Source organism: Oscillibacter sp. KLE 1745 (assembly GCF_000469445.2).
Classification (GTDB): Bacteria; Bacillota; Clostridia; order Oscillospirales; family Oscillospiraceae; genus Oscillibacter; species Oscillibacter welbionis.
Window position 1 is genome coordinate 354 of record NZ_KI271749.1, and the last position, 22,852, is coordinate 23,205.

The window sequence follows — 22,852 nt, forward strand, 5'->3', positions numbered from 1 at the left end:
CGCGAGCAAAGCTCGCGGCGCTCTCTTATGCTCCAACGGACGGCAAATCAGGAAATTGAAATCATTTTGCCTCAGCGGTACAGCCGCCCCTCTCGAAGGCCGCATCAGCCCGGAGGCCACGTCATATCTCTGCCGCTCAGTACATGGAAGTGCAGATGAAACACGCTCTGTCCCGCCTGCTCGCCGATGTTGGAGACCACCCGGTAGCTGTCCAGCCCCTTTTCCTTTGTCAGCTTGGCAATGACCTCGAAGATATGAGCCACCACTGTGCTGTTGTCCGCGGTGATCTCAGACACAGAGCCAATGTGGGCCTTGGGTACCACCAGGAAGTGGGTGGGCGCCTGGGGATCAATGTCATTGAAGGCGTAGCACACGTCGTCCTCGTAGACCTTGCTGCTGGGGATCTCCCCGGCAACGATCTTGCAGAATAGGCAATCGGACATTTTCAAACCTCCTTTGATGTGATCGGTATAAACTGATGATAAACGGGATCGTAGCGGTAGTCAACCCCCGCCAGCGTCTCCCGCAGGGACTGCTCGTCCGCATCCAGGGACGCGCACAGATCCTCCAGGTCCGCATACTGGTCCCGGAGGCGGGTGTTGAGGAAGCTCAGAAGAATGTAGGGGTCCTTGGGCAGCAGCATGGCAGCCCCCTTTCTCTGTAAAGGGAAATTACTTGCGATATTCTGAAAGTAAATAATTTTACCGCACGGGTGTGTAGTTGACGGATGCTTCCTCCTCTGTGGTCTCCAGCTTGAAAATCACGGGGCGGAGCCCATCGTTGCAGGAGCAGATGGCCACGCCGGGCCTGCGGATCCAGTCGCCGTAATAGAACAGGCCCTCTCCCGCCCCGTGAGCCAGGGCGAACACATACTGATAGATAGCCTTCCAGGCCTCGTCACAGAGGCCATCCGGCTTGGCGTAGTCGGCGTAGAACACCTGGCCTTCCCGCAGCATGGGGCAGGGGCCCAGCCCTTCAGCGCCGTATTCCGCCGCCAGCTCTTCATCCAGGGTGGTTTTCAAGACGGTGATCCTGACTTTTTTCACGGGTGTCCTCCTTCTTCATCATGATGACCTGTGTGGCGGCCACATCACAGCCAGTGTTGATGTCCTGTTCCTCCGGGTGCCGGGGGTTCTCCAGCCCCAGAGTGTCATAGTACTCGTCGGAGAATTCCAGCACTGACGGGTCAAAGGCCGTCTGGAGCGCCTTCACTCGGTCAAAGGGGTCTTTCGGCTGAACGCCGAACGTCTCCGCCAGCAGGGCCAGGGACGCGTCCCCGCTCTTGAAGTCCTCCTCGCAGCCCGGCCAGGTGTTGGCGGCGTTGTCCTCCAGAAGCTTCCGGAACCGGGTCGCGTCCAGCATGAAGATTTGCGCCAGAGGACTGGTACATTTGCAGTAGAGCAGATGGGACACAAACTCCCGGAAGTCCGCCCCCACCGGCAGCACAAAGGTGCCCTCTTCTGCCAGCTCCGGCTCCACGCAGTACACCGCCTCATCCCCCGGCAGGAGGACGAAGTGCGTCCCGCAACTGCCCCAGCCAATGATCTCGGCATTTTCCGGGGTACAGAAATACCGTACCGGGTCGGCATCTGTCTCCGGTTCCAGCTCCAGCATGGAGAAGTCCAGAGGCAGGCCGAAAAACGTCTTGACGTCCTCTCGAGTTGACATAAAGTTCTCCCACTCCACTCTGCTCCCGCCAGACCTTTGCCCGGCGAGGCCCCGGGGAAGGTGTCATCTACAGCTTACTTCAGCTTTTCCGCCACAAAATCATCCACGGTGGCCAGTGCATCATCCAGCTTCAGCAGGTCACTGCCGCCGCCCATGGCGCTGTCAGGCTTGCCGCCGCCCTTGCCGCCGCAGATGGCGCAGACACTCTTCACCAGGTCGCCGGCCTTGATGCCGCGCTTCACCGCCTCGGGACCGCAGACTGCCAGGAAGGTGATCTTCTCCCCATTGGCAGAAGCCAGCACTGCCACAACATCCGGGGCCTTGTCCCGCAGGAAATCGCCCATCTGCCGCAGGGCGTTCGCATCCATGCCGTTACGGATAGCGGTCAGGACCTTCAGGCCGCCCACGTTCTTGGCGGCGGTCAGGAATTGCCGGGCCTCGCCCAGGGACGCCTCGGACTTGAACTTCTCCAGCTCATGGCGCAGCTCCTTCATCTCCGCTGCCTGCTGCTCCGCCTTGGCGGCCAGCTCACCAGGTGTTGTCTTCAGCACTTGAGCGGCGTGGAACAGCAGCTCCTGATTCCGGTTCATGGTGTCCAGGCTCAGTCGGCCCACCGTGGCCTCGATCCGGCGGACGCCCGAGGCGACGGAGCCCTCGGACTTGATGCGGAAGGGACCGGCCTTGGCGGTGTTGTCCAGATGGGTGCCGCCGCAGAACTCCATGGAGAAGTCGCCCATCTCCACCACGCGGACGATATCGCCGTACTTCTCACCGAACATGGCCACGGCGCCCTTCTTTTTGGCCTCCTCGATGGGCAGCACCTCCGTCGCCACGGGGTAGCCCTCCAGGATGGCGTCGTTCACCAGCTTGTCGATCTGAGCCAGCTGCTCCGGGGTGATAGCCTCAAAGTGCGTAAAGTCAAAGCGCAGCCGGTCCGGCTCCACCAGGGAGCCCGCCTGATGCACATGGTCGCCCAGGACCTTCTTCAGGGCAGCGTCCAGCAGGTGCGTGGCGCTGTGAGCTCGCATGGTGGCCTTCCGGCGCTCCACGTCGATGGATGCGGTGACGGTCTCCCCCACGCTGAGGGTGCCGGAGACCACCTTGCCGGAGTGCATGAACTTGCCGCCCTTGTTCTTCTGAACATCCGTCACCTGGAAGGTGCCGTTGGGTCCCTGAATGGTGCCGTGGTCTCCCACCTGGCCGCCCATCTCGGCATAGAACGGCGTCTGGTCCAGCACCAGGATGCCCTCCACGCCCTGAGCCAGCTCGTCCCGCAGTTCCCCGTCGGCCACCAGGGCCAGGACTCTGCCCTGCTCGCTGGAGCGATCATAGCCTACGAACTCCGTGGCGGGCATGTCCTTGCCGAACTCGATGCCTGCCCAGCCTAGGTCACCCAGGGCCTCCCGGGCCTTGCGGGCGCGGACCTTCTGCTCTTCCATCAGAGCCTTGAAGCCCTCCTGGTCCACGGTCATGCCGGCCTCCTCCGCCATCTCCACGGTCAGGTCGATGGGGAAGCCATAGGTGTCGTACAGCTTGAAGGCGTCAGCGCCGGAGAACACGGTCTCCCCCTGGGCCTTGTGGGCGGAGAGCATATCGTCATAGATCTTCATGCCGGCGTCCAGGGTCTTGGCGAAGTTCTCCTCCTCCGTGCGGATGACCTTGGTGATATAGGCCTGCCGCTCCCGCAGCTCGGGATAGTGGCCCTCGTTCTCATGGACCACGGTGTCGCACACCTCATATAAGAAGGGATGGTTCACTCCCAGCAGCTTGCCGTGCCGGGCGGCCCGGCGCAGCAGGCGGCGCAGCACATAGCCCCGGCCCTCGTTGCTGGGCAGAACGCCGTCACAGATCATGAAGGTGGCGGAGCGGATATGGTCGGTGATGACCCGGAGGGAGACGTCGATCTTGTCGCTCTGCTCGTACTTGGCGCCGGTGATCTCGCTGACCTTGTTGGTGATGTTCATGACGGTGTCCACGTCGAACAGACTGGCCACGTTCTGGCTGACGCAGGCCAAACGCTCCAGGCCCATGCCAGTGTCGATGTTCTTCTGCTTCAGCTCGGTGTAGTGGCCCTCGCCGTCGTTGTCGAACTGGGAGAACACCACGTTCCAGACCTCGATATACCGGTCGCAGTCGCAGCCCACGGTGCAGCCGGGCTTTCCGCAGCCCCACTCAGGGCCCCGGTCATAGTAGATCTCGGAGCAGGGGCCGCAGGGGCCGGAGCCGTGCTCCCAGAAGTTGTCCTCCTTGCCGAACTTGAAGATCCGATCCTCGGGGATGCCGATTTCATCCCGCCAGATGGCGAAGGCCTCATCGTCGGCGGGGGTGGTCTCGTTGCCGGCGAACACGGAGGGATACAGCCGGTCCGGCTCCAGACCCACCCATTCGGGAGAGGTCAGGAACTCCCAGGCCCAGTGGATCGCGTCCCGCTTGAAGTAGTCTCCGAAAGAGAAGTTGCCCAGCATCTCGAAGTAGGTGCCGTGGCGGGCGGTCTTGCCGATGTTCTCGATGTCGCCGGTGCGGATGCACTTCTGGCAGGTGCAGACCCGATGGCGGGGGGGCTCCTCCTCCCCGGTGAACCAGGGCTTCATGGGCGCCATGCCGGAGTTGATCAGCAGCAGGCTGGCGTCGTTCTGGGGAATCAGGGAAAAGCTGGGCAGCCGCAGGTGTTCTTTTGTCTCAAAGAATTTGAGAAACATCTCCCGCAGCTCGTTCAGTCCGTATGTGGGATGTGCCATAAATGTTCTTCCTCCTAAAAATATCTTTTTATTCTCAATAATATATGATAAATAAAAGCAATACCGCCTGTTATTTTCCAGTCGCCGGCATGGTGGGATCCGTCAGCTCCGCCGCGGCCAGCAGCTGCCGGGCCGCCATACCGATCTTCCGGGGCAGATCCGGCAGTTCCCTGTCCAGCCTCACCTGCAGCTCCACCTGTCCCTTGACCACGCCCCAGCTGTTGTTCTCCAGATGCCGGGGCCAGTAAGCCAAGGAGATGTCTCCCGGGTTCGGATGTCCGAACGCCGCGACAATCAACCGGTGCGCCCGAAAGAAAGCCCGATAAGACCGGGCGGTTCCCTTCCAGAAGGGGACCTCCGTCAGCTCCGGCGGCAGCTCCTCCCAGCAGGGAGTGCCCTCCCATCGATCCCACAGAGCCAGCAGTGCCGTCCCCAGCTCCGGAGCCGTCAGCGGCGGGGACAGGGTCTCTACCGCTGCGAGAATGTGCGAAGACCCGCTCCGGCTGCGGATCACCGGAAACAAAAGGAATCTCCCCTCTGAATCGGAAAAAATCTGGATGCCACCCAGGCGGGACGGGTGCGGAGATTGGGCTCGCTGAAAGAACACCAGTATATCCCCTCTTTTCTAAAGCAGAAAAACCGCCCCTGACGCACGTCAGGGGCGGAAGAACTTCCACGGTACCACCCTGATCTGTCCCATGGGGACATCTCATGTCATCCGCTAACGGGGATGAGCCGTCCCGCTCGCCGCAGGCCGCTCCAAAGTGGCTGCTCCGCGGCGTGGGCAAGGGGCTCGCACCGTCTCCCCTCTCGCTTGGCCGGTCTCGCGAAGCTGGCTTTGTCATAGCTTTTTGCTGTTTTCAGACACAATTATTATAAACGTTTCTGCCCGGTTGTCAACGGGAAAATCACAGGTTTTTTCCCTTGCCTCCGGAAATCCCCGGGACCTTCTTTCCTGTCAGAATGCAGACGCCGTCCGCCACGCACTTGCCACAGCCGATGCAGCTGGTAGGTCCGCTCTTCCGGCTGTACGCCGCCCAACAGTAAAACGCAGTGCCCGCCAGAATGATCCCCGTCGCCAGAATCTCATGCCACGCCATGTTGCAGCCCCCCTTTTTGTTTTTAGCCTACCACACAAAGGGGGCACTTGTCTGTGGCAGCTGCAACAGCCGCAGGCCCAGCAGCGGCAGCAGCTCCGCCGCAGGAGCCGGAAGTTCCGGCAGGGGAAATTCCTGGGGCTCCACCACGCCGCCGCCCGGCCGGGGCAGCTGCCGCTGGACGCAGAGGACCGGTTCCGCCAGGCTGGACAGGGTGAGACTGTCCCTGGAGGACAGGCCATAGGTGACCACCGTCTCCGCCGTGATGCGCTCCAGCGGCGCGGTACAGTCCCCCGGCACCAGCAGCACCCGGCACAGGGCGGCCGTATCCCCCAGCTCCCCGCACCCCCGGCGGGTCAGGACCAGCAGTGGCCAATACTGTTCCGCCAGCGCCTCCGCCCGCTCCGCCCCCAGAACGCCGGGCGGCAGCAGCTTTCTCCACGCCGGGGGACAGCAGAAGATAACTCCCTCCATCAAAACACCTCCCGGCTAGTGTCTGCTGGAGGTTGGATTCCATGCAAAAAATTTGCTCGTCATTTTGCCCCTGCCGTGCTATACTGGAACGTAAGATACTGGAAACGGGGTGATCTCCTTGCATTTCTGGGCCCATCTGCGGACCATAAACCGCCACCGGGCACTGGTGCGGAAGTACTGCTTCCGCCTGGGGCTGTACTGGCAGGGCCTGACCCATGACCTGTCCAAGTACGCCCCTGTGGAGTTCTTTGCCGGGGTGAAATACTTCCAGGGGGATCACAGCCCAAACGACGCCCAGCGGAAGGAACATGGATACAGCGCCTCCTGGCTCCACCACAAGGGCCGCAACCGCCACCACTTTGAGTATTGGACGGATTACAGCCCCACCGGCGAGGGGATCGTAGGTGTGGAGATGCCGAGAAAAAATGTGGCGGAGATGTTCTGCGACCGTCTGGCCGCCAGCAAGGTCTACCGGGGAAAGGATTTCAATCCCGGTGACCCTTACCAGTTCTATCTCCGGGGCAAGGACCGGCGGCTGCTGATCCACCCGGCCACCGCGGCGCTTTTGGAGACCATGCTTTTAAAGCTCCGGGATGAGGGCGAGGACGCGGCCTTTGCATATATCCGGCAGGAGATCCTGGGAAAGTCCCAGGATGCCCCACCGCCGGACCCCCGGCGCTTTTGACAGGTGCACAGATTGTCCCCCTCCACTGATGCCGAGAAGAGCCGTATGCCGGCGAGCAAACATTGACCATGTTTGCTCGCCGGCATGAGACTGGGCAGCGATTTACTTGATATGGGCGCCGATCTCCGTCAGCAGCCGCAGCAGGGGCCGCCACAGGTCCGGGTGGTGCTCCAGCAGAAAGGTCTGGACCTCCGGGGCCGTCAGGCCGTCTCCCCACAGCAGCACATGGCTGCCGGAGGCGAACTCCCCCACGGCGGTAGGCGCCACGGAGGAGACCGCCACGGCGATCTTGGCGGCAATGGCCGCCACGCCGCCGGCATAGACCCCCACGGCGCTGACCCCCAGGGCCAGATACCCCAGGGCCGCCACGCCGAAAGCCGCCAATCCCCCCGCCACGATGCCCAGGGACAGCATTCCCATGGCCAGCACGCCGAAGGTGAACAGGCCCACCCCCACGATGCCGATGGCCACCACGCCGATGGCGCAGTTGCCGATGGCGATGATGCCCTTGGCCGTGTTATCCATGGACAGTTTCCCGTTCCGGACGAAGCCGAACCGGATGGACACCAGGGGCAGGCCGAAGATCCGGGTCTTGCTGTCGTAGCGGTAGACCCTGCCCTTCACATAATTGGTCAGCTCGTCCACCTTTTTCTCCAGCCGGTCTGCCTGCTTGGAAGAGATTTCCCCGCTTCCGCCGCATGGATTGTCCGGCTCCTCCATCCAGTCCTTCACCAGATAGTCCACGGACACGCCGAACAGCTCTGACAAGGAGATCAACTTCACAAGTTCCGGCATGGCAGTGCCGCCCTCCCACTTGCTGACAGACTGCCGGGTGACCCCCAGGCGGTCTGCCAGCTGCTCCTGGCTCATGCCGGACTTCCGCCGCAGCCCCGTCAATTTCTCGGAAAATGTCATCGGAGAACACTCGCTTTCTCATTTGGATGCCCTTATGATAAGCCACCCGCCGCGCACCTGGCAAGAACGCGGCGGGTGGAACTTTGTCAACTCCAGGTTGCAGCCCTTGAGGCCCAGGGGATTCCAGATTTTTGCCAGGCTTCGGGCGCTATGGCGGGAGTTCCTGCTGCGATGGACGATGAGGCAGGGTGTTTTACCAGATCCCCAGCAGGTGCTGGACCAGCAAGCTGACGCCGGCAATGGCCACCCAGCAGCAGAAGCCCATGAAGATAGGCTTGCCGCCGGTCTTCACCAGCTTCACGATGTCGGTGTTCAGACCGATGGCTGCCATGGCCATGACGATGAAAAACTTGCTGGCGTTTTTCAGGAAGCTCACCGCAGCTGCGGGGATGGGCAGAACCGTGGTGATGATGGAAGCCAGCAGGAACAGCAGCACAAACCAGGGGAAGATTTTCTTGATGTCCACCTGGGCGCCGCCCTGCTTTCCCTCCCGGCGGGTCCTCAGCAGGGCCAGCACCAGCGTGATGGGGATAATGGCCAGAGTCCGGGTCATCTTCACGATGGCGGCAGTGTCCAGGGTATTGGCGCCGGGGTGCATTCCGTCCCAGGCGGCGGCCGCCGCGGTGACGGAGGAGGTATCGTTCACCGCGGTGCCGGCAAAGAGGCCGAAGCCCTCGTTGGAGAGGCCCAGCACACCTCCCAGAGTGGGGAAGATCAGAGCCGCGATGACGTTGAACAGGAAGATCACAGAGATGGCCTGGGCGATCTCCTCGTCATCCGCGTCGATGACCGGGGCAGTGGCGGCGATGGCGCTGCCGCCGCAGATGGAGGAGCCTACGCCGATGAGAGTGGAGATGTTGCTGTCCATGTGCAGGGCCTTATAGAGGGCGAAGGCCACGATCAGGCTGGTGGCGATGGTGGAGACGATGATGGGCAGTGACTGTCCCCCCACCTGTAACACGCTGGAGAGATTCATGCCGAAGCCCAGCAGCACCACCGCCAGCTGGAGGATCTTTTTGGAGGTGTACGTGATTCCGCTCCTGGCGGCCTTCTGGTCCTTCCAGAACAGAGCGATCACCATGCCGATGAGGATGGCGAACACCGGGCCGCCCACCACCTCGAACCGCTGCCCCAGCAGCCACGCGGGCACGGCGATCACCAGGCAGATCAGGATGCCCGGCGCGTTTTTCCTGACAAATTCCATAATACAATTCCTTTCCATCTGTTTCATTCGGGGTTGTATCATATCACGGCGTAAAGGATTTGTCAAAAAAATCCGGGGCGGCCTCTGGCCGCCCCCATGATGCAATGCCAGGCTCAGTGGAGGGGGATCTCCGTCTCTCCCCACAGCAGATAGTCCGCTTGAGACAGATCCACAGGCCGGGCGAAGAAGCCGCTCTGCTCCATCCAGCCGCTGCCGCCCTTGCTGAAGCTGCTGGCAACCTCCACCTGCGTCCCATCTTTCAAAACCAGCAGCAGTTCTGTGTCGGGGATTGCTATATCTGAGAATTCCACTACCTCTCCGCTGTCAGCCGTCACAAGCGCCACGGCGTCTCTGCCGTTTTCTGCCGCTGCGGCCTGGACGGCGTTCTCATCGTAGTGATAGCTCCACTGGAGCCCCAGAGGAGAGACCTTCAGACGCTCCATGGTCAAGGTGCCGCAGGGCGCCTGTGCCGTGACACCAGCAACATCCACCGCCAGCAGGCTATCTTCCGCCAGACCACCGGAGAGCACGAAGTCAAAATCGCCGGAGAAGATCTCCGTATAGGCCTTCCCATCCGTCTGCTTCCACAGCCCCGGTATGTGGAGGACCTTTCCCTCCAGGTCTCCGTCCGCCAGAATGGAGAGTACCACTGTCAGCGTGTTGTCCGCAGGATCCGGGTCCTCCAGCCAAGTGAACTCCGTGGAATAAGAGATCGCCGGGTCCCCGCCGTCCGGCTCCCGCAGCTCAAGCCACTCGCCGTTCAAAATATCATCGCCGAAGAGCTGGTAGGTTTCATTTTCACCGTCCAAGGGTGGCAGGACCGTGCCCTCTGGGGCCTGAATCTCCAGCATCAGGTAGAATGCCCCATCCATGCCGAAGGCCGCCATAGGTGTCATCATGGCTCCGCCTGCGGAGACCGCACCCGGCAGGCCGCCGCTGAGGGTGTCCACCACCGCCTGCTCCCCCGGGTCCAGTCTGCCGAAAAAGCTGTCCCATAGCGACGCAGTAACAGCCGCCGCCGTGCCCACCAACAGCACTGCTGCCAGTACCGCCGCCATCCCCCGTTTCATCCACAAGCTCCGGTGCTGGACCGGCGGTCCGGCCTGCTCCGCCATCAGGGCGTCCGTCAGGGCGGACCTCCCCGCTTCCGTGAACTGTACCTGGTCCAACTCACTCTGATAAGCATTCCTGTCCATAAGCGCCTCCCAGCATGTTCCGCAATTTTGCCTTGCCCCGGTAGAGATACGTGCTGACCTGACTGGCCGTGCAGCCCATCAACGTCCCGATCTCCGCCGGCTCGTATCCCTCGTAATACCGCAGGTACACCGCCTGGCGGTATCGCTCCGGCAGGGCCTGCACCGCCGCCAGCACAGGGCTCTCCCCCGGCTCCGGCAGATGGACCGCCGCGTGGGCCGCCGCCTCCAACGGCAGGCGCCGCCGGACCCAGGCGGATTTCTTCCAGTCCTTGCAGCAGTTGACGGCCACCCGGACCACCCAGGCCCGCTCCAGCCGCTCCTCCGCAAAGCGGCGGGGACTGGTCAGCAGCTTCAAAAGCACCGTCTGACAGATGTCCTGGGCGTCGTGGACGCTGCCCGTCCAGGTCCAGGCGATCCGCAGCACGGTGTCCGACCACCGCTCTACCAGTTCCTCCGCTTCCGGGCGGGTATATGTGATTTGTTCCGTACGATCAACTCCTTTGCCGGCGCCGTTCTGCTGATAAAACGAATGATGAGGCTGCCATCTGACAGGGACATACAAAAAAGCCCGCCGGGAATATCCCGGCGGGCTGACCGAATGTCCGCTTACTGCTCTTCCAGCACGGCCTTGTGATAGACCTTCTTGCCCTTTTTGATGACCGCGCCCTCGCCGCAGCAGTCCTTGCAGCTGAACCTGGCCTCAATATCGGCCACCTTCTGGCCGCAGACCGTGACGCCGCCCTGCTGCACCAGCCGCCGGGCCTCGCCCTTGGAGGCAGCCAGGCCGCACTTTACCAGCAGGGTCAGAATGTCGATCTCTCCCTCGGCGGTGAAATCCTCCCGGCAGAGCTTGGTGCAGGGCATGTTGGCGCTGTCCCCGCCGCCGCCGAACAGGGCGCGGGCGGCCTCCTGGGCCTTGGCGGCCTCTTCCTCGCCGTGAACCAGCTTGGTCAGCTCGAAGGCTAGGATCTCCTTAGCGGTGTTCAGCTGACTGCCCTGCCAGGTATCCATCTCGTCGATCTGCTCCAGCGGCAGGAAGGTCAGCATCCGGATGCACTTGAGCACATCCGCGTCCCCCACGTTCCGCCAGTACTGGTAGAAGTCGTAGGGAGAGGTCTTGTTGGGGTCCAGCCACACGGCGCCGCTGGCGGTCTTGCCCATCTTCTTGCCCTCGGAGTTCATCAGCAGCGTGATGGTCATGGCATAGGCGTCCTTGCCCAGCTTGCGCCGGATCAGCTCCGTGCCGCCCAGCATATTGCTCCACTGGTCGTCGCCGCCGAACTGCATGTTGCAGCCCACCGTCTGGAACATGTGGTAGAAATCATAGGACTGCATAATCATATAGTTAAATTCCAGGAAGCTCAGGCCCTTTTCCATCCGCTGCTTGTAGCACTCGGCCCGCAGCATGTTGTTGACGGAGAAGCAGGCGCCCACCTCCCGCAGCAGCTCGATATAGTTCAGCTTCAGCAGCCAGTCGGCGTTGTTCAGCATCAGGGCCTTGCCCTCGCCGAACTCGATAAACCGCTCCATCTGCTTCTTGAAGCAGTCGCAGTTGTGCTGGATGGTCTCCGGCGTCATCATGGAACGCATGTCCGTCCGGCCGGAGGGGTCGCCGATATAGCCGGTGCCGCCGCCGATCAGGGCGATAGGGCGGTTGCCCGCCATCTGCAGCCGCTTCATCAGGCACAGGGCCATGAAGTGGCCCACGTGCAGGCTGTCCGCCGTGGGGTCAAAGCCGATATAGAACGTGGCCTTGCCGTTGTTCACCAGCTCCCGGATCTCCTCCTCGTCCGTCACCTGGGCGATGAGCCCCCGGGCCTTCAGTTCCTCGTAGATCTGCATGATTTGTCTCTCCTTTTGTCCGTTTGTGAAATCTGGGACAGGTATCAAAAACGCCCTCTGTCCCCCAGGGGACAGAGGGCGAGAAGTTCTCGCGGTACCACCTCTGTTCGCGCCGCCCTCGCGGGCAGACGCCTCAGGCCGTGCGAACACACGGCGGCGCTGTAACGGGCGCTCCCGGAGCACGCCTACTGGGCCGAAGGCCGTTTGGGTGCCAGCTCCGCGGTGTATTCGCCGGGCCCTGCCCGCCTCTTTCCACCAGACCAGAGGCTCTCTTGGGGGCGGTCTTCCCGGGTACTGCTCCGCTTCATCACTGTAAGAGGTATTCTAGCCGATTTTTTACAGCTTGTCAACGGGTGGACGGCCTTTCTTTTTGCGGAAGAAATCGTATACACCCTTCTGGCAGTCGTCCTCATCCGCCTGTTCCAGCATCTGGCGGAGACGGCTCTCCGCCTCCTGAAGCGGGGCGCAGGCGCAGGGTGTCCGCCGCAGGATCTCCAGGACTTCATACATCTCGCCGCCGAGCCGCAGATAGAGGTACTTGTACCGGATGTTCTCCTCCGCTTTCTCCTTATAGAACTCCGCTTCCCGCCTGTATGCCTCCGCCGCCTCCAGATCGTCCATTCTGACACCTCCCTAAATTTTGTGTCTATATTCTAGTACGCTTTTTACATAGTAACTCGTTTTGTACTTAAAATCAACTTATATTCTACTGAAATGGAGTTTACTATGAAAAAGCCACGGGACAGTCATCTTGGATTTCGCATGGATAAGGAGACACATGACAAGCTGTTTTATATCGCGGAATATGAAGGACGAACAGGCAGCGGGCAGATTCTGTACCTGATCCGCCGCTGTATCACGGAGTTCGAGCAGGTCCACGGCAAAATCAATCTGGAGGAAGACCTCCGGGACTGAAGGAGCCCCCTCCCGGTCCGGCGCGGTTTTCTGCGCCGGGCTTGATTTTCGCGCCCGCGGCCGCTATGATAGGATACAGATATTTTTCAGAAGCGAGGTGCCCTATGCCCCAGGATCCCAGACAGCGGGACGGCTGCCGATTCACCGCACAGAACATCACAGCGGCCCAGGAGAAGAATCCCTTTGCCAAGATCTCCGACATCGTCTATGAACTGCTGGAGAAGGCCATCTTCTCCTCCGCCATCCCGCCAGGGAGCAGGCTGAACATCTCCAAGCTGGCGGAGCAGATGGGGGTCAGCACCTCCCCGGTGACCCGAGCGGTGGAGCGGCTGGAGGAAAACGGCCTGGTGACCGCCGCCCGCAGCAGCGACAGCAAATACCGCAGCTACTTTGTCTTTGACCTCAGCAGCGAGTCCCTGGAGGACCTGTTCGTGGCCCGGCGGGCCATCGAAGGAGAGGCGGCCTTCCTCTGCGCACAGAAGCGGACCCTGATTGACCTGCCCAGGCTCCAGAAGCTGGCGGACCAGTTCCAGTCCGCCTGGCAGGACTTTGCGAAGGATCTGGATACCGCCCCCACCGCCTCCGAGCGGGCCAAGATCGACCTGGAGTTCCACCACCAGCTGGTGCTGACCACAGAGAACGAGTATCTCATCGACATGTTCGAGACCCTCCAGGGCACCCTTCACTACCTGTCTATCCGCTCCTGCGAGTTCGTTGCCACGGAACAGAAAAAGGACAATCTGATCGTCATGGGCTCCCAGCACGTGGCTATCTGCTCCGCCATCGGCCTGGGGCTGCCGGAGCTGGCTCGCTCCGCCATGGAGCGGCACATCGATTTCTGCTGCAGCCGCTGCCTCATCAACCGCACCTTTCACGCCGCCGGATCCCGCTGACGGCGGAACGAAAGCGCCCCAGGGCTTTGCCCTGGGGCGCTTTCGTTTATAGGAGTGTCGATTTCAGCAAAGTTATTTCTGGGCCGCCAGCTTCTCGTACTGGGCGTACCGGGCGGCGCACTGCTCCTCCGCCTCGGCGAAGAGCTGCTCGGCGATCTGAGGGAAGGTGCGGGTCAGGCCGGAGAACCGGACCTCGCCCATCATGAACTCCCGCAGCTTGCCGTTGGGGGCCTTGCTGTCCAGCTGGAAGGGGTTCTTCCCCTCCGCCGCCAGCTCAGGGCTGTACCGGAACAGGGGCCAGTAGCCGCACTCCACCGCCAGCTTCTGCTCCGCCTGGCTCACCTTCATGCTCTTGGCGATGCCGTGGTTGATGCAGGGGGCGTAAGCGATGACGAGGGACGGGCCCTTGTGGGCCTCGGCCTCCTTCAGGGCCTTCACCACGTGGGCGGGGTTGGCGCCCATGGACACCTGGGCCACATAGACATGGCCGTAGTTCATGGCAATCATGCCCAGGTCCTTCTTGGGGGTCTTTTTGCCGCTGGCGGCGAACTGAGCCACCGCACCGATGGGCGTGGCCTTGGAGGCTTGGCCGCCGGTATTGGCGTACAGCTCGTTGTCCACCACCAGGATGTTCACGTCGATGCCGGAGGCCAGCACGTGGTCCAAGCCGCCGTAGCCGATGTCATAGGCCCAGCCGTCGCCGCCGTACATCCACATGGTCTTTTTCACCAGCTGGTCGGCGTTGTCCCGCAGGAACCGCACGTCGGCGCTGGAGTCGGCGGTCTGGTTCAGGGCGGCGATCAGGGCGTCGGACACGGCCCGGGTCTTGTCGCCGTCGTCGCCGTCTTGCAGCCAGCTCTCCAGGGCGGCCTTCAGGGCAGCGTCGGAGGTGGTGTCCAGGGCGGCCTTGGCGTGGGTCTTGACCTGGTTGCGCTGCTGGTCCACGGACAGGCACATGCCCAGGGAGTATTCGGCGTTGTTCTCGAAGAGGGAGTTGGACAGGGCCGGGCCGTGACCGGCGGAGTCCTTCACCATGGGAATGGAGGGCACGGAGAGGAACATGGCCTGGGCGCAGCCGGTGGCGTTGGCGATGTACATCCGCTCGCCGAACAGTTGGGTCATCAACTTCATGTAGGGGGTCTCGCCGCAGCCGGCGCAGGCACCGGAAAACTCCATCAGCGGCCGCTGGAACTGGCTGCCCCGGACGGTGAACTTGTCCAGAGGATTGGCCTTCTCAGAGAGGGACAGGCAGTGATTCCAGTTGTCCTGCTCCGGCATCTGGGACTCCAGCGGCTTCATCACCAGGGCCTTCTCCCTGGCGGGGCACACGTCGGCGCAGCTGCCGCAGCCCTGGCAGTCCAGGGGATCCACCTGGATGCGGAAGGTATAATTCTCCATCCCCCTGCCGTTGGCCTTGTGGGTGATGCAGCCGGCCGGGGCCTGCTCCGCCTCCTCCTTGGTAAACAGGAAGGGCCGGATGGCGGCGTGGGGGCACACCAGAGAGCACTGGTTGCAGCCGATGCAGTTGTCCGGCAGCCACTGGGGCACATCCACGGCGATGCCGCGCTTTTCGTACTTGGAGGTCTCCACCTCCGTCACGCCGTCGGCAAAGCTGAGGAACTTGCTGACAGGGATCTTGTCGCCGGCCTGGGCGTTGACGGGGATCAGCACGTCCCGGACGTAGTCCGGCACACCTGCGGCCTCAGTCTGCTCCAGGGGCTCGTCGGGCAGGTCCTTCCAGCTGTCGGGCACTCGGATCTCCTCCACGGACTGGAGGCCCCGGTCCACAGCGGCGTAGTTCATGTTCAGGACCTTGTCGCCCTTCTTGAAGTAGCTGTGGGTGATGGCGTCCTTCATGTACTGGACGGCCTCATCCACCGGCAGCACGCCGGAGAGCTTGAAGAACGCCGCCTGGAGGACCGTGTTGGTCCGGTTGCCCAGACCCAGCTCCTGGGCGATGGACACGGCGTCGATGGTATAGAACTTCACATGGTTCCGGGCCAGCGTCCGCTTCACGTGGTTGGGCAGATTCCGCTCCAGCTCCTCCCCCTTCCACAGGGTGTTCAGCAGGAAGGTGCCGCCGGGCTTCACCTCGTGGACGATGTCATAGGAGTGGATGTAACTCTGCTTGTGGCAGGCCACGAAGTCCGCCTGGGTGACGTAGTAGGCAGAGCGGATGGACTCCTTGCCGAAGCGCAGGTGGCTTTTGGTGACGCCGCCGGACTTCTTGGAGTCATATTCAAAATACGCCTGGACGTACTGGGGCGTGTTGTCGCCGATGATCTTGATGGAGTTCTTGTTGGCGCCCACGGTGCCGTCGGAGCCCAGGCCCCAGAACTTGCACTCGATGGTGGAGCCGCCGGCGGTGCTGATGTGTTCCCCCACGTCCAGAGAGCGGTGGGTCACATCGTCCACGATGCCCACGGTGAAGTGGTTTTTCTGCTCGCCGGCCATGTTGTCGTACACGGCCTTCATCTGGGCGGGGGTGGTGTCCTTGGAGCTGAGGCCGTACCGGCCGGCCAGCACCTTGATCCCGCTGCGCCCGGCTTCCGCCAGGGCGGTGCACACATCCTCATACAGGGGCTCGCCGATGGCGCCGGGCTCCTTGGTCCGGTCCAGGACGGAGATGGTCTGGACGGTATCCGGCAGCTTGGCCAGGAAGTGGGACACGGAGAAGGGGCGGTACAGATGGACCTGGATCATGCCCACCTTTTCGCCCTGGGCGTTCAGGTAGTCGATGACCTCCCCCAGGGTGCCGCAGACGCTGCCCATGGCGATGACCACCCGGTCCGCGTCCGGCGCGCCGTAGTAGTTGAACAGCTGGTAGTCCCGCCCCGTCAGGTCGCTGACGGCCTTCATGTATTCCTCCACGATGGCGGGCAGGCGGTCATAGGCGCCGTTGCAGGCCTCCCGGTGCTGGAAGAAGGTGTCCGGGTTCTGGACGGTGTTGCGGACCGTGGGATGCTCGCTGTTCAGGGCCCGGGCCTTGAAGCGGCGGACGGCGTCCCAGTCCACCAGGCGGCTCATGTCGTCGTAGTCCAGCACCTCGATCTTCTGGATCTCATGGGAGGTGCGGAAGCCCTCAAAGAAGTGCTGGAAGGGGATGCTGCCCTTGATGGCGGCGAGATGGGCTACGGCGCCCAGGTCCATGCACTCCTGTACGCTGGAGGAGGCCAGCTGGGCGAAGCCCGTCTGGCGGCAGCCCATGACGTCAGAGTGGTCGCCGAAGATGGACAGGCCGTGGGTGGACACCGTCCGGGCGGAGACGTGCATGACACCGGGCAGCATGGAGCCCGCGATTCGGTACATGGGCGGGATCATCAGCAGCAGGCCCTGGGAGGCGGTGTAGGTGGTGGCCAAGGATCCGGTCTCCAGCGCGCCGTGCATGGCGCCGCAGGCGCCGGACTCGGCCTGGAGCTCCATCAGCTTCACAGGCTGGCCGAAGATATTCTTCATGCCGGCGGCGGCCCACTCATCCACGTGGTCTGCCATGGGGCTGGAGGGCGTGATGGGGTAGATCGTCGCCACTTCCGTGAACGCGTAGGAGATATAGGCGGCTGCCTCGTTGCCGTCCATGGTCTTGAATTTCTTGAGGCTCATGCGGTCTCGCTCCTTTTTTCCATCCTCTCGGGGAGGACAGCGTGATTTCCTTTCCTACTTTACCGCAGGGGGATGCCTCCTGTCCAAATCCATGGAATTTATGAAAAATCCCGCGGATTTTCCACGGATGCGGACGGCAATCTCCCCAGTTTTCCCAGGAGTTTTTGTGCCCGGCCGCGCTTTTGCGTCCAGGCCGGGCATGTGCCTGCCGCTGTTTTCCGGCTTTTTCCGGCATGGTTCAGCCCGGCGCGGGACAAGCTAGGGCGGAGGTGATCTAAATGCATGATGACAGCCGCAAGGTAGAGCTCCCCCGGCGGAGAAAGCAGGAGAAGCCCATCCCCAGCGTCTATCCGGTGCTGGACACCGATCTGGCCCGGGACAACGTGGAAAACGACATTCCGGCGGCAGACCTGGAGGACCTGTGAGGACTCCGGACTTCTTCCCCACAGCTGGGAGGTGAAGCGAATGGCAAGCATTTCCGTCTCCCTGGACCGGAACGCGGACCGGCATGACGTGAAGCTGCTGAAGCGGGAGCTGGACACCCTGCCGGGCGTCACCTCCGTCAGCGTCAGCAGCGGCGGACAGCTGGCGGTGGACTACGACGCCACAGGCGTCCGGCAGGCGGACATTCTGGAAAAGATCCAGGCGCTGGGCTACCACGTCCGGCAGGAACACGCATAACAAAACCGGGAACCGGCCAAAAAGCCGGCTCCCGGTTTGTTTATGTTCCGTTGGCGGACTCCCGGGGGCCTGGAAGAAACTCCTCCCCCGCCGCCTCCATAGCCAGACTCCCCGCGGAGAGCTCCGTGAGGCGGGGAACGAACTGTTCCGCCCCGCCCGCCGGGAACGCCGCCCGCAGGCGGATATCCGCGCCGTACTCCGTGTCCCGCACCACGCCGCCACAGGCGATGATCTCCAGCTTCACCCGCTCGAAGAGGGGATATGTGCAGGGCACGTCCCACAGCGTCCACAGGCTCATGGTGCTGATGCCCACGGCGTCCAGGGAGTCCTTGGCTCCCTTGGTATAGGCCCGGGTCAGTCCCCCGGCCCCCAGCAGCACGCCGCCGAAGTACCTCGTCACCACGCAGCACACGTTGGTGACGCTCTCCCGCTGGAACACGTTCAGCATGGGCTGGCCCGCCGTGCCCTGGGGCTCCCCGTCGTCGGAGTAGCGGACCACGCCGCCCTCCTGCAGCAGATAGCACCAGCAGTTGTGGCGGGCGTCGTAGTATCGCTTCTTCATCTCCTCGATGCGCTCCCGGGCCTCTGCCTCGGTCTCCACCCGCCAGATGTGGCTGATAAAGCGGGATCGCTTCTCCGTGAACGCGCTCTCCCCGTTTTCAAAGGGCACCCGATAGGTGGTCATGGCCGTCCTCCCTGTCTGCTCCGCGCTCATTTCCACACGTCCCGCCGGTCCGTCCGGCCCGCCAGATAGTCCATGGACACGCCGAAGTGGTCCGCCAGGGCGCACAGATTATGGAAACTGGGCAAATTATTTCCAGACTCAAATTTCTGGTAATGCCGTTCTCCAATTCCAATGGCCGTGGCAACCTGGGCCTGGGTTTCTCCGCGCTCTTTTCGGAGCGATCGCAATTTTTCCTGAAATTCCATGCGTCCCCCTTGACACGCCAAATTTTAGGTATTATACTAAACTTAGAAACACGCCATTTTTTATGTTATTCGAGGTGATTTTTAGGATGACAGATTTTATGAAATGGCTCTATCCCCGGTATATCCGCCTTTATGTGGAGGCGGCGCCCCAGGAAGAATATGTGATGTGGCTGTCCCTGATGGAGAGCGACTTGGAATATCAATTCCGGGAGGAATTCGACAAGACCCTGGAATTCACCGCCATCCACGCCTTCCTGCTGGGCCTGCGCACCTGGGCGGGCCTGGGGGCGCTCATTCCACAAGGAACGGCGCCATCTGCCCCAGGACCTTCGGCGTGCACACCGCCGTGACCGCGATGGTCTCCCCGTACTCCACGTTCTCCACCTTGGCCTCCCGGTACAGCTGGTCCAGCAGGCCGCCCTTGTCGTAGGGGATGTGCAGCACACAGCGGCGGCTGCCGCTGTCCAGGCGTTCCCCGATCATCTCCAACAGCTTGTCCACACCCTCTCCGGTCTTGGCGGAGAGGGTGCAGATATCCTGACCGTGGGGCATGATCTCTCCGGCGGGCAGCCGGTCGGACTTGTTGAACACGTCGATCCGGGGCAGCTCTCCGGCCCCCAGCTCCCGGATCAGGTTCTCCACCACCGCCGCCTGCTGCTGCCACTCCGGGTTGGACACGTCGATGACGTGGAGCAGCAGATCTGCGTACTCCAACTCCTCCAGCGTGGCCTTGAATGCCTCCACCAGCTGGTGGGGCAGCTTGCGGATGAACCCCACCGTGTCGGAGATCACCACGTCCAGCGTGTCGCTGACCGTGAGAAGGCGGCTGGTGGTGTCCAGCGTGTCGAACAGCCGGTTGTTGGCGGGGATGCCCGCCCCGGTCAGGTGGTTCAGCAGCGTGGACTTGCCCGCGTTGGTATAGCCCACAATGGCCACCACCGGGATCTCGTTTTTCTGCCGCCGCTGCCGCTGGGTGGAGCGCACCCGGCGGACCTCCTCCAGGTCCTCCCGGAGCTTGTCGATCTTCCGGCGGATGTGGCGGCGGTCCGTCTCCAGCTGGGTTTCGCCGGGGCCCTTGGAGCCGATGGGCCCCTTGCCGCTGGTGCCCGCCTGCCGCTCCAGATGGGTCCACATGCCGGTCAGCCGGGGCAGCAGATACTGGTACTGGGCCAGCTCCACCTGGAGCCGCCCTTCCTTGGTCTTGGCCCGCTGGGCGAAGATGTCCAGGATCAATCCGCACCTGTCCAGCACCTGAACGCCCAGCAGCTCCGTCAGCACCCGCATCTGGGAGGGGGACAGGTCGTTGTCGAAGATCACCATGGTGGCGCCGGTGTTCTCGCAGTAGAGCTGCACCTCCGCCACCTTGCCCTCCCCGATGAAGGTCCGGGGGTCCGGGGACGGCCGGTTCTGCAGCACAATCCCCACGGTCTCGCCTCCGGCGGTCTCCACCAGGGCGGAGAGCTCCTCCATAGTGTCCTCGTCGGCGTTTTCCTCTTTTTTCAGCACCGGGGAGTTCAACCCCACCAGCACCACTTTGTCTCGTACTTCCTGTGTCTCTGCCATGCAAACTCCTTATTTTTGATAGGCCTCCACGACTTGGCCCACATAGATCCGGTGCCAGCCGCCCTGCCCCGGCGTGTAGAAGGGCAGGATCTCCCCCTCCCCCAGCACGCAGGCAGGGTCCATGTCCTGGGCGTACAGCTTCCGGCACACCAGGACCCACTCCGCCTCGTCAAAGAAGGGCGCGTCCCCGGCCCCCCAACGGACCGTCAAGCCGCACGCTTTCACCTTGTCCACGTCCCGGCCGCTCTTGCTGCCGCAGAGGGCGGTCACTTTTTTTGCCTCCTCCGGCAGGATGGAGACGGTGAAATAATCGTGGGACTCCATAAATTGATAGGTATATCGCTCGGGCCGCACGTAGACTGTGCAGACCGGCAGGTTCCACAGCCGGCCCAACTGGCACCAGCCGATGGTCATGGTGTTCAGGCCGGTCTTGTCTCCGGCAGTCAGCAGCGGGGGCTGCCGTCCGAAAACATGCAGGATCTCCGGCGTCAAACGCTCCAACTCCACAGGATGCAGCTTCATGCAAACGCTCCTTCCGCTTCATTGATACCATACAGTATATGCGCTTTTGCCGGAAAAGTAAATGAAAAAAGGGCCTGCCCAACCGGCAGACCCTTTTTGTGACGTGTCAGACTTACTTGTCCAGACCGAACTTCTTGTTGAACTTGGCCACGCGTCCGCCGGTATCCACCAGCTTCTGCTTGCCCGTAAAGAAGGGGTGACACTTCGAGCAGACTTCCACCTTGATATCCTTCTTGGTAGAACCTGTCTCAATCACATTACCGCAGGCGCAAGTAATCGTAGTCTGCTGATAATTGGGATGGATTCCTTCCTTCATTGCTCTCGTTCACCTCTTTCTGATCCAGACTACCTCGCCGGAGCTTTCACCCCATAAAGGCGTTTATTAGTGTATCACACGGACGTCAAGATTGCAAGTCCTTTTTTCATTTTTCCGGAGATTTTTTCAGGAGGGGCGAAACTGCTCCACCCACTCCGGCGTACAGTCCGCAAACCAGTCCTGGTGATCCGGGTCCTCCGGGTCGTAGAGCCGGTCCGTCAGGGCCTGGAAGGCGCTCCACTGCTCCTCGGTCAAAACATGGACGGCGATGCCGTCCTCTTCCTGCCACCGCTCCAGGATCTCCGCCTCCTGCTCCCGGTTCCAGAGCCGCTGGTCCGCCATGGCCTCCCGGCCGCAGCGGTCCACCGCCTCCCGCAGGTCCGGGGAGAGGGAGTCGTACAGATCACTGTTCATGGTGAGGATGGCGGGCTCGTAAAAGGCCGGGAAGATGGTCACGTCCGTCTGGACCGTCTGGTAGCCCGCCGCGGCCGCCTCCGCCAGGGTGCTCTCCTGGCCGTCATAGTATCCCGCAGACAAAGGCGTCATCACATCTAAAAAACTGGAGGGGTAGAGTTCCGCTCCCCAGCAGTCCACATACGCCACGGACACTTCCAGCATTCCCGCCGTGCGGATCTTGAGCCCTTCCAGATCTTCCGGGGCAGTCACCGCACGGCCTTCAGAAGTCGTCGGATACCGGAAGCCCAGCTCCCCGTATGCCAAGCCCCGGAGCCCCAGCTCCGCCAGGACGCCGTTCAGTGCCTCTCCGCCGGTGCTGTCCAGGACCTCCGCCGCCGTTTCGGCGTCCGGGAACAGAAAGGGAATGGTCACGGAGAAAAACGGTCTGCCCAACTCTTCTTCGTCGCCGTAGGAGCCATATACGAAACTGCTGTCCAGATAGAGGTCCACGATCCCGGCCGCAGCCTGCTCCAGGGAGGTAACCCTATCGAGGGGCATCGGCTGAACCTCCACCGCCACGGCGCCTTCCGTGGCGTCGGACAGTGCCTCGGCAAAAGATTCCGCCGCGTCCCAGCAGGTGGAGCCCTCCGGCTGGCCCACCACCAGGGTCCAGGTTGTCTCAACATTCTTCGGAACCGGCGGCTCCTCTGAAACCTCCTCCTGTGCCCCGCCGGTGCAGCCGGTGAGGGCCAGGACCGCCAGACCGGCAGCGGTCAGCTTGGTAAGACGGCGCTTCATTTCAGGTCCCTCCTTCTTGTTCCAGCGCCCGCCCCAGGTCCGCCAGATACCGAGCCTGCTGGCGGCGGAGGTAGCCCTTGGCAAAAAAGCGCATCCAGGGCTTTTTTACGGTGATGGTCTCGGTGAAGGTGACCTGGGTGCCGCCGCCCTCCGGCCGGAATTCCCCGGCCCACCGGCCCGCCAGGTTGGCATTGTCCAGGTCAAAGGCCCAGCGGGACAGGGGGCGGCGCTCCGTGACGGTGAAGCGGGTGGGAAAGCCGCTTCTGTCGTACTCCGTAAAGGCGTCCTCACCGACGTGGTCCAGGCGGCTCAGATCGCTGCGCCACTGCCAGCAGTCCAGAGCCGTCACCACCGCCCACACCCGCTCCGGCGGATACGGCACCAGGGCCGTGGCTATACTGACGATTTCCCTTCCCATT

The 22,852-nt window shown here is 62.3% G+C and carries 28 protein-coding genes and 1 other annotated feature; of the genes, 6 read left to right on the forward strand and 22 right to left on the reverse strand.

The genetic code is table 11. The features are described 5' to 3' along the window. Positions 1-104 precede the first annotated feature (104 nt). From HMPREF1546_RS13295 to HMPREF1546_RS13330, 8 genes are all read right to left on the reverse strand, one after another. Positions 105-443 carry a histidine triad nucleotide-binding protein gene (locus HMPREF1546_RS13295; protein WP_021749307.1) on the reverse strand — a complete coding sequence of 113 codons (339 nt, stop codon included), beginning with the start codon at positions 441-443 and terminating at the stop codon, positions 105-107. Positions 444-445: 2 nt separating this feature from the next. Continuing rightward, positions 446-643, reverse strand: coding sequence for a DUF4250 domain-containing protein (locus tag HMPREF1546_RS13300; RefSeq protein WP_021749308.1), 198 nt, complete (start codon positions 641-643; stop codon positions 446-448). Between the two features lie 58 nt (positions 644-701). Next, positions 702-1,046, reverse strand: coding sequence for a TIGR04076 family protein (locus HMPREF1546_RS13305; RefSeq protein WP_036630360.1), 345 nt, complete (start codon positions 1,044-1,046; stop codon positions 702-704). Beyond that, positions 1,003-1,668, reverse strand: a complete 666-nt coding sequence (locus tag HMPREF1546_RS13310; protein WP_051320035.1) for a hypothetical protein — start codon at positions 1,666-1,668, stop codon at positions 1,003-1,005. The genes HMPREF1546_RS13305 and HMPREF1546_RS13310 overlap by 44 nt, the downstream gene beginning before the upstream one ends. 74 nt (positions 1,669-1,742) lie before the next feature. Further along, positions 1,743-4,406 (reverse strand): alanine--tRNA ligase, encoded by a 2,664-nt coding sequence (gene alaS / locus HMPREF1546_RS13315; RefSeq protein WP_021749311.1) that lies wholly within the window; start codon positions 4,404-4,406, stop codon positions 1,743-1,745. Between the two features lie 70 nt (positions 4,407-4,476). Further along, complete coding sequence (locus HMPREF1546_RS13320) at positions 4,477-4,929, reverse strand: hypothetical protein (protein ID WP_036630363.1); 453 nt, start codon at positions 4,927-4,929, stop codon at positions 4,477-4,479. A 385-nt stretch (positions 4,930-5,314) separates the two neighbouring features. Continuing rightward, the gene (locus tag HMPREF1546_RS13325) at positions 5,315-5,506 is read right to left on the reverse strand and encodes a hypothetical protein (protein ID WP_021749313.1); all 192 of its coding nucleotides are present in this window, start codon (positions 5,504-5,506) and stop codon (positions 5,315-5,317) included. A 27-nt stretch (positions 5,507-5,533) separates the two neighbouring features. After that, positions 5,534-5,977: a hypothetical protein gene (locus tag HMPREF1546_RS13330; protein WP_021749314.1), complete on the reverse strand. Its 444-nt coding sequence runs from the start codon at positions 5,975-5,977 to the stop codon at positions 5,534-5,536. Positions 5,978-6,086: 109 nt separating this feature from the next. Here HMPREF1546_RS13330 and HMPREF1546_RS13335 point away from each other — a divergent pair, with 109 nt between their 5' ends. Next, entirely contained in the window at positions 6,087-6,662 is a 576-nt protein-coding gene (locus tag HMPREF1546_RS13335) for a DUF5662 family protein (protein ID WP_021749315.1), read from the forward strand. 102 nt (positions 6,663-6,764) lie between these two features. On the opposite strand, the gene HMPREF1546_RS13340 is transcribed toward HMPREF1546_RS13335, so the two are convergent. The 6 genes from HMPREF1546_RS13340 to HMPREF1546_RS13365 form a co-directional block, all read right to left on the reverse strand. After that, positions 6,765-7,577 (reverse strand): helix-turn-helix domain-containing protein, encoded by an 813-nt coding sequence (locus tag HMPREF1546_RS13340; RefSeq protein WP_021749316.1) that lies wholly within the window; start codon positions 7,575-7,577, stop codon positions 6,765-6,767. 193 nt (positions 7,578-7,770) lie between these two features. Further along, positions 7,771-8,781 (reverse strand): YeiH family protein, encoded by a 1,011-nt coding sequence (locus tag HMPREF1546_RS13345; RefSeq protein WP_036630365.1) that lies wholly within the window; start codon positions 8,779-8,781, stop codon positions 7,771-7,773. Positions 8,782-8,894: 113 nt separating this feature from the next. Further along, on the reverse strand, positions 8,895-9,977 hold the full coding sequence (locus tag HMPREF1546_RS13350; RefSeq protein WP_021749318.1) for a hypothetical protein: 1,083 nt from the start codon (positions 9,975-9,977) through the stop codon (positions 8,895-8,897). Then, the gene (locus tag HMPREF1546_RS13355) at positions 9,952-10,455 is read right to left on the reverse strand and encodes an RNA polymerase sigma factor (protein ID WP_036630373.1); all 504 of its coding nucleotides are present in this window, start codon (positions 10,453-10,455) and stop codon (positions 9,952-9,954) included. Before HMPREF1546_RS13355 ends, HMPREF1546_RS13350 begins: the two co-directional genes overlap by 26 nt. A 128-nt stretch (positions 10,456-10,583) precedes the next feature. After that, positions 10,584-11,819 (reverse strand): tyrosine--tRNA ligase, encoded by a 1,236-nt coding sequence (tyrS, locus tag HMPREF1546_RS13360; RefSeq protein WP_021749320.1) that lies wholly within the window; start codon positions 11,817-11,819, stop codon positions 10,584-10,586. A 71-nt stretch (positions 11,820-11,890) separates the two neighbouring features. Then, positions 11,891-12,136: a binding site (T-box leader), on the reverse strand. Positions 12,137-12,155: 19 nt separating this feature from the next. Beyond that, positions 12,156-12,440 (reverse strand): hypothetical protein, encoded by a 285-nt coding sequence (locus HMPREF1546_RS13365; RefSeq protein WP_021749321.1) that lies wholly within the window; start codon positions 12,438-12,440, stop codon positions 12,156-12,158. 141 nt (positions 12,441-12,581) lie between these two features. On the opposite strand from HMPREF1546_RS13365, the gene HMPREF1546_RS13370 reads away from it, so the two are divergent. Together HMPREF1546_RS13370 and HMPREF1546_RS13375 are read left to right on the forward strand one after the other, a co-directional pair. After that, positions 12,582-12,734, forward strand: a complete 153-nt coding sequence (locus tag HMPREF1546_RS13370) for a hypothetical protein (protein ID WP_256264806.1) — start codon at positions 12,582-12,584, stop codon at positions 12,732-12,734. Positions 12,735-12,838: 104 nt separating this feature from the next. Next, positions 12,839-13,627, forward strand: coding sequence for a GntR family transcriptional regulator (locus tag HMPREF1546_RS13375; RefSeq protein WP_021749323.1), 789 nt, complete (start codon positions 12,839-12,841; stop codon positions 13,625-13,627). 72 nt (positions 13,628-13,699) lie between these two features. On the opposite strand, the gene nifJ is transcribed toward HMPREF1546_RS13375, so the two are convergent. Beyond that, positions 13,700-17,227 carry a pyruvate:ferredoxin (flavodoxin) oxidoreductase gene (gene nifJ / locus HMPREF1546_RS13380; RefSeq protein ID WP_021748728.1) on the reverse strand — a complete coding sequence of 1,176 codons (3,528 nt, stop codon included), beginning with the start codon at positions 17,225-17,227 and terminating at the stop codon, positions 13,700-13,702. A 278-nt stretch (positions 17,228-17,505) separates the two neighbouring features. Between nifJ and HMPREF1546_RS19275 the strand changes: the two genes are divergently transcribed. Beyond that, positions 17,506-17,652, forward strand: a complete 147-nt coding sequence (locus HMPREF1546_RS19275; protein ID WP_021748730.1) for a hypothetical protein — start codon at positions 17,506-17,508, stop codon at positions 17,650-17,652. A 40-nt stretch (positions 17,653-17,692) separates the two neighbouring features. After that, on the forward strand, positions 17,693-17,908 hold the full coding sequence (locus HMPREF1546_RS13385) for a heavy-metal-associated domain-containing protein (RefSeq protein ID WP_021748731.1): 216 nt from the start codon (positions 17,693-17,695) through the stop codon (positions 17,906-17,908). Positions 17,909-17,948: 40 nt separating this feature from the next. On the opposite strand, the gene HMPREF1546_RS13390 is transcribed toward HMPREF1546_RS13385, so the two are convergent. Further along, positions 17,949-18,593, reverse strand: coding sequence for a YigZ family protein (locus HMPREF1546_RS13390; protein WP_036629985.1), 645 nt, complete (start codon positions 18,591-18,593; stop codon positions 17,949-17,951). A gap of 26 nt (positions 18,594-18,619) precedes the next feature. Next, positions 18,620-18,838, reverse strand: a complete 219-nt coding sequence (locus HMPREF1546_RS13395) for a helix-turn-helix domain-containing protein (protein WP_021748733.1) — start codon at positions 18,836-18,838, stop codon at positions 18,620-18,622. Between the two features lie 98 nt (positions 18,839-18,936). Between HMPREF1546_RS13395 and HMPREF1546_RS13400 the strand changes: the two genes are divergently transcribed. Then, on the forward strand, positions 18,937-19,188 hold the full coding sequence (locus tag HMPREF1546_RS13400) for a hypothetical protein (RefSeq protein WP_036629986.1): 252 nt from the start codon (positions 18,937-18,939) through the stop codon (positions 19,186-19,188). On the opposite strand, the gene hflX is transcribed toward HMPREF1546_RS13400, so the two are convergent. The 5 genes from hflX to HMPREF1546_RS13425 all read right to left on the reverse strand — a co-directional run bounded on the left by hflX (position 19,130) and on the right by HMPREF1546_RS13425 (position 22,851). Next, positions 19,130-20,401 (reverse strand): GTPase HflX, encoded by a 1,272-nt coding sequence (gene hflX, locus HMPREF1546_RS13405; RefSeq protein WP_021748735.1) that lies wholly within the window; start codon positions 20,399-20,401, stop codon positions 19,130-19,132. The genes HMPREF1546_RS13400 and hflX overlap by 59 nt on opposite strands. A gap of 9 nt (positions 20,402-20,410) precedes the next feature. After that, positions 20,411-20,923, reverse strand: a complete 513-nt coding sequence (locus HMPREF1546_RS13410) for a flavin reductase family protein (protein WP_021748736.1) — start codon at positions 20,921-20,923, stop codon at positions 20,411-20,413. 112 nt (positions 20,924-21,035) lie between these two features. Then, complete coding sequence (gene rpmE, locus HMPREF1546_RS13415; RefSeq protein ID WP_021748737.1) at positions 21,036-21,239, reverse strand: 50S ribosomal protein L31; 204 nt, start codon at positions 21,237-21,239, stop codon at positions 21,036-21,038. A 126-nt stretch (positions 21,240-21,365) separates the two neighbouring features. Next, a complete protein-coding gene (locus HMPREF1546_RS13420) occupies positions 21,366-22,433 on the reverse strand; it encodes a TRAP transporter substrate-binding protein (RefSeq protein ID WP_021748738.1) in 1,068 nt (355 codons plus the stop codon). Position 22,434: 1 nt separating this feature from the next. Further along, positions 22,435-22,851, reverse strand: a complete 417-nt coding sequence (locus tag HMPREF1546_RS13425; RefSeq protein ID WP_021748739.1) for an SRPBCC family protein — start codon at positions 22,849-22,851, stop codon at positions 22,435-22,437. Between the last annotated feature and the right edge of the window lies 1 nt (position 22,852).

What these genes read in the sequence shown, in the direction of transcription:
- HMPREF1546_RS13295 (WP_021749307.1), bottom strand. Translation starts at nt 443, where the DNA reads ATGTCCGATTGCCTATTCTGCAAGATCGTTGCCGGGGAGATCCCCAGC.
- HMPREF1546_RS13300 (WP_021749308.1), bottom strand. Translation starts at nt 643, where the DNA reads ATGCTGCTGCCCAAGGACCCCTACATTCTTCTGAGCTTCCTCAACACC.
- HMPREF1546_RS13310 (WP_051320035.1), bottom strand. Translation starts at nt 1,668, where the DNA reads ATGTCAACTCGAGAGGACGTCAAGACGTTTTTCGGCCTGCCTCTGGAC.
- alaS (WP_021749311.1), bottom strand. Translation starts at nt 4,406, where the DNA reads ATGGCACATCCCACATACGGACTGAACGAGCTGCGGGAGATGTTTCTC.
- HMPREF1546_RS13325 (WP_021749313.1), bottom strand. Translation starts at nt 5,506, where the DNA reads ATGGCGTGGCATGAGATTCTGGCGACGGGGATCATTCTGGCGGGCACT.
- HMPREF1546_RS13330 (WP_021749314.1), bottom strand. Translation starts at nt 5,977, where the DNA reads ATGGAGGGAGTTATCTTCTGCTGTCCCCCGGCGTGGAGAAAGCTGCTG.
- HMPREF1546_RS13340 (WP_021749316.1), bottom strand. Translation starts at nt 7,577, where the DNA reads ATGACATTTTCCGAGAAATTGACGGGGCTGCGGCGGAAGTCCGGCATG.
- HMPREF1546_RS13345 (WP_036630365.1), bottom strand. Translation starts at nt 8,781, where the DNA reads ATGGAATTTGTCAGGAAAAACGCGCCGGGCATCCTGATCTGCCTGGTG.
- HMPREF1546_RS13350 (WP_021749318.1), bottom strand. Translation starts at nt 9,977, where the DNA reads ATGGACAGGAATGCTTATCAGAGTGAGTTGGACCAGGTACAGTTCACG.
- tyrS (WP_021749320.1), bottom strand. Translation starts at nt 11,819, where the DNA reads ATGCAGATCTACGAGGAACTGAAGGCCCGGGGGCTCATCGCCCAGGTG.
- HMPREF1546_RS13365 (WP_021749321.1), bottom strand. Translation starts at nt 12,440, where the DNA reads ATGGACGATCTGGAGGCGGCGGAGGCATACAGGCGGGAAGCGGAGTTC.
- HMPREF1546_RS13370 (WP_256264806.1), top strand. Translation starts at nt 12,582, where the DNA reads ATGGATAAGGAGACACATGACAAGCTGTTTTATATCGCGGAATATGAA.
- HMPREF1546_RS13375 (WP_021749323.1), top strand. Translation starts at nt 12,839, where the DNA reads ATGCCCCAGGATCCCAGACAGCGGGACGGCTGCCGATTCACCGCACAG.
- nifJ (WP_021748728.1), bottom strand. Translation starts at nt 17,227, where the DNA reads ATGAGCCTCAAGAAATTCAAGACCATGGACGGCAACGAGGCAGCCGCC.
- HMPREF1546_RS19275 (WP_021748730.1), top strand. Translation starts at nt 17,506, where the DNA reads ATGCATGATGACAGCCGCAAGGTAGAGCTCCCCCGGCGGAGAAAGCAG.
- HMPREF1546_RS13385 (WP_021748731.1), top strand. Translation starts at nt 17,693, where the DNA reads ATGGCAAGCATTTCCGTCTCCCTGGACCGGAACGCGGACCGGCATGAC.
- HMPREF1546_RS13390 (WP_036629985.1), bottom strand. Translation starts at nt 18,593, where the DNA reads ATGACCACCTATCGGGTGCCCTTTGAAAACGGGGAGAGCGCGTTCACG.
- HMPREF1546_RS13395 (WP_021748733.1), bottom strand. Translation starts at nt 18,838, where the DNA reads ATGGAATTTCAGGAAAAATTGCGATCGCTCCGAAAAGAGCGCGGAGAA.
- HMPREF1546_RS13400 (WP_036629986.1), top strand. Translation starts at nt 18,937, where the DNA reads ATGAAATGGCTCTATCCCCGGTATATCCGCCTTTATGTGGAGGCGGCG.
- hflX (WP_021748735.1), bottom strand. Translation starts at nt 20,401, where the DNA reads ATGGCAGAGACACAGGAAGTACGAGACAAAGTGGTGCTGGTGGGGTTG.
- HMPREF1546_RS13410 (WP_021748736.1), bottom strand. Translation starts at nt 20,923, where the DNA reads ATGAAGCTGCATCCTGTGGAGTTGGAGCGTTTGACGCCGGAGATCCTG.
- rpmE (WP_021748737.1), bottom strand. Translation starts at nt 21,239, where the DNA reads ATGAAGGAAGGAATCCATCCCAATTATCAGCAGACTACGATTACTTGC.
- HMPREF1546_RS13420 (WP_021748738.1), bottom strand. Translation starts at nt 22,433, where the DNA reads ATGAAGCGCCGTCTTACCAAGCTGACCGCTGCCGGTCTGGCGGTCCTG.
- HMPREF1546_RS13425 (WP_021748739.1), bottom strand. Translation starts at nt 22,851, where the DNA reads ATGGGAAGGGAAATCGTCAGTATAGCCACGGCCCTGGTGCCGTATCCG.